This is a genomic window from Pseudomonadota bacterium (assembly GCA_011049115.1).
Classification (GTDB): domain Bacteria; phylum Desulfobacterota; class Anaeroferrophillalia; order Anaeroferrophillales; family Tharpellaceae; genus DSCM01.
The window spans coordinates 1-3,174 of sequence record DSCM01000025.1; the positions used below are offsets into that span (position 1 = coordinate 1).

Below are 3,174 nucleotides of genomic sequence, written 5' to 3' on the forward strand. Positions count from 1 at the left end.
CGGATCGGGCTCCGGCTCCGGATTCGTCGTTCCCGGTTCGCCGAGATAGAAAAGGACCGAGCGTCCCCTGACGTTGCTGGTGCTAAGCCCGGCGTAGCGCAGGCCGATGCTGCCGTCGCTGTTCTCGATGCCTGCAACGTTAAGCAGGTCTCCGGCCGAATGCCCCAGATCATAATTAAAACGGATCTCATTGCTGCCTTCGTACAGAATCACCTGAAAGGTCAGCTTGTAGCCGGAATTATCCGCGGCTTTGGTGTAAAGATTTTCGATATTATAATACTCAACGATCAGGCGCCGGTTCGGTGCGACCCCACGGGTCGCATAACGGATGCCCCGGCTTCAGGAATAGGTGTCGTGCCAGCCCCAAAATGGCGCGATCAGGTTGTTGGGCTGATTCTTTGAGGGCAGGCCCGAGCCGTCGTATTTGTAATTCTCACTTTGATAGGAAAAGGAGATATAACCGTTCGCCGCCAGATAGAGAGCCCGGTAGGTCTTACCGTAGAAGGTAAACGGAAAGCCGATTTCCAAAGGGAAACCCACGGTATTTTTATAATCAAACTCCGGTTTGTCGAAACCTTCGTACGTGGTCGAGTCGTTCTCAAGATTCTCCCAGGCATAGGCCGGCCCGCCGGGCGCGGCGCTGTCGATGTAGCGATAACCGAACCGGTCCGGTCCGCCCTCCAGCGCCAGCGCCGGCAGCCCGTACAGAACCAAACTCAGAGCCAGCAGGGCCAGGCCCCAGCGCCCTCTCCATCGCATCTTCATGATCTTCTCCATCTATTTTTAAGGTTTTATAGCATTAACAATCAGAATGTTATCCATCGCGCCTGGACGGGAAGAAACTTCCTGGTTTTCGTAACAGATTCGTAATCAGCCCGGCATCAGGACAGCTCTTCAGGACAAGAGAAAGCATCCCTCCCCACGGCCTTCCTCGAAAAAACGACCCTTCCTTCGGCTCAGGTTCCGGTATCCTGGTAACTCCTGCATTATTCGTTCCTGAGCTCAATTTTATCCGGCGGCGCTCAGACCCGATTATTCGCCCATGGCGGAGCCGCGCCAGGAACATCTTCCGGCCTTTTCCTCGTACAGCCAAAAGCTGTCACCCGACGCCCACAGCTGGCGCAGGACCGGGACCTCAGTCGAGGTTCCCATCAGCCTGGTTACAGTAACCAGGTACAGGTCCGGGCCCGCGGCCGCAACCTGGTTTTGGCGACCCAGCATACCGGCGGCCGTCGCGGCGGCCGAACTGATCCTTTCCTCCTCGATCCGCAGATGCGAAGCAAAAACTGTGTCTTTGACCTGTTCCTGCAACTGATATTCGCGGCGGCCTTCCTGGGCTACGAAGGGCAGGGGTCGGTTGAGCCAGTCTCCTGGAATCAGGGTCTGGTTCAAAAGCACCGGCTGCGCGGCGGCGTAAGTTGTGGCAACCTTTTCCTCCCGCCCCCGAACCTGCCGATAACAATCAACCCGCACCAGACGCCGATCTGAGTCGTACCAGAGATCCGCCCGAATCGCCCTGGAACCGCGCACATCGCGCACCGCCACCAGCATTTCCCCCGAAGCCAACGTTCGCTCGGCAAAGCGCCAGCAAATAATCGAGTTGCCCCGCCCCGGAACCGGACTCTGATACTCAGACCAGACCATTTTGTCCTCCTGACTCGGGCTTTCAGCCCAGACCGGCAGGCCCCAGACCAGCAGCCAGCCCAAACAAAGCCAAACCAAGCCGCCGCAGGCTCTTTCAGTTTTCAACCTCGCCCCCTTTTTCACCTTTACCATGTTCGATCATCAACCACCTTTTTGCAAAATCGAATTCCGGATCGCTGGCTTCCGTATGACAGCGCAGGCAGATGTCGGTCGTAACCTTTTTCATTTGGTTGCGCAACGGTTTTTGCGCGTGCTCGGCTCCGGCGCCGTGGCAAGCCTCGCATTGCACATTGACCATCCAGGGACTTTCCTCAATCGAGGTAAAGCCGCCGATCGCCCCGCTGTCACCCATGCCGGTGACATGACATTTCAGGCAATCCTGATCCGCGCCGCGGCCTCTGGCCGAGAGGCTTTTAAAAGCTTCCGCATGCGGGCTGACGGCCCATTGGCGATAGCTTTGGGCATGACAATGCTGACAAGCCTGGCCACCCAGATAAAGATTAAACTCTTTGTCCATCATCTCCCGATGAAAGGCCTGCTCCCGCATGCTCTCGTGATAAAGCTGTTTTTCCCTGATATAGGCATCCGTCATCGATTTAATCTGTGGATCCTCCTTGACCATGCCCACCGAAGCCCGCAGCCGCACCGGCGTACTCAGGCGCGGCTCCCGGTCCGGACGATAATCGAGGTAACTTACATATTGCCCCCGTTTATTGTCGAACACCAGGGGAACGCCAGTCTTACCGTCCAGATTATGTTCACCGGCTCCCAAAGTCATGCCGTCAAGCGCCAAATCCACCCCAGGACACTCGCTGATAATCTCGACCACCCGTTTATCCAGGGCATGCACGATGACGATGAAGAAATCGTGGGAGATTTCCCGCTGCAGACGCGAAAGCGCGGCCACCGGATCGCTTATGGGACCGTCATAGCCGATTTTATAGTGCTGCAGAACCCCGGGATCGATTACCGAGCTGACCAACACCCGCAGCCGGCCATCATTTTTGCGCAGTCTGACGTAAGGCAGAAATCCCGGCAGATTGGCGGCCACCAGATGCACCGGACTGTCAGCGCTTAATTTTATCAGCTCCTCACGCCCCAGCATCAGCTCTTCGGGCCCGATCCCGATCACTTCGATGCCGCTCAGCGCCAGGATTTTCATCATGTAGGGCGCGGCGACGGCATTGGCCGGCAAATTGTGATCGAAATTGTTGCCGGCGTTTAACAGAAGAAACTGGTCCTTTTTCAGACCATCAACCGCCTGGTTGATCAGGGTTTTACGTCGCGAGAGACCTCCCGCCTGATTGCCCCGTCAGCCACAGGGTTCAAAATTAGCCATCAGTCCGCCGCTGAAAAGGATGCGCAAGCCCGCACCGGGGCTTTCGGGTTCCGAAACCCTCGCGCTCGATACGGCCGCCCCCCAGAAAAAGAGCCAGAAAACCAGCCCCGCTCCCAACCGCAACCCAACTTTTTTAAATTCTGTCATTGTCATTATATACCCACGCGCCGCAAGCGGCGCACCCAGATAAA

The 3,174-nt window shown here is 56.7% G+C and carries 4 protein-coding genes; all 4 read right to left on the reverse strand.

Annotated features, from left to right (window positions below):
- On the reverse strand, positions 1–213 hold a 213-nt coding region (locus ENN66_02140; GenBank protein ID HDS15419.1), incomplete at its 3' end, for a hypothetical protein.
- A 126-nt stretch (positions 214–339) separates the two neighbouring features.
- Complete coding sequence (locus ENN66_02145; GenBank protein ID HDS15420.1) at positions 340–765, reverse strand: hypothetical protein; 426 nt, start codon at positions 763–765, stop codon at positions 340–342.
- Between the two features lie 267 nt (positions 766–1,032).
- Positions 1,033–1,749 (reverse strand): hypothetical protein, encoded by a 717-nt coding sequence (locus tag ENN66_02150; GenBank protein HDS15421.1) that lies wholly within the window; start codon positions 1,747–1,749, stop codon positions 1,033–1,035.
- On the reverse strand, positions 1,739–2,839 hold the full coding sequence (locus ENN66_02155) for a hypothetical protein (GenBank protein HDS15422.1): 1,101 nt from the start codon (positions 2,837–2,839) through the stop codon (positions 1,739–1,741). Before ENN66_02155 ends, ENN66_02150 begins: the two co-directional genes overlap by 11 nt.
- Positions 2,840–3,174: the final 335 nt, after the last annotated feature.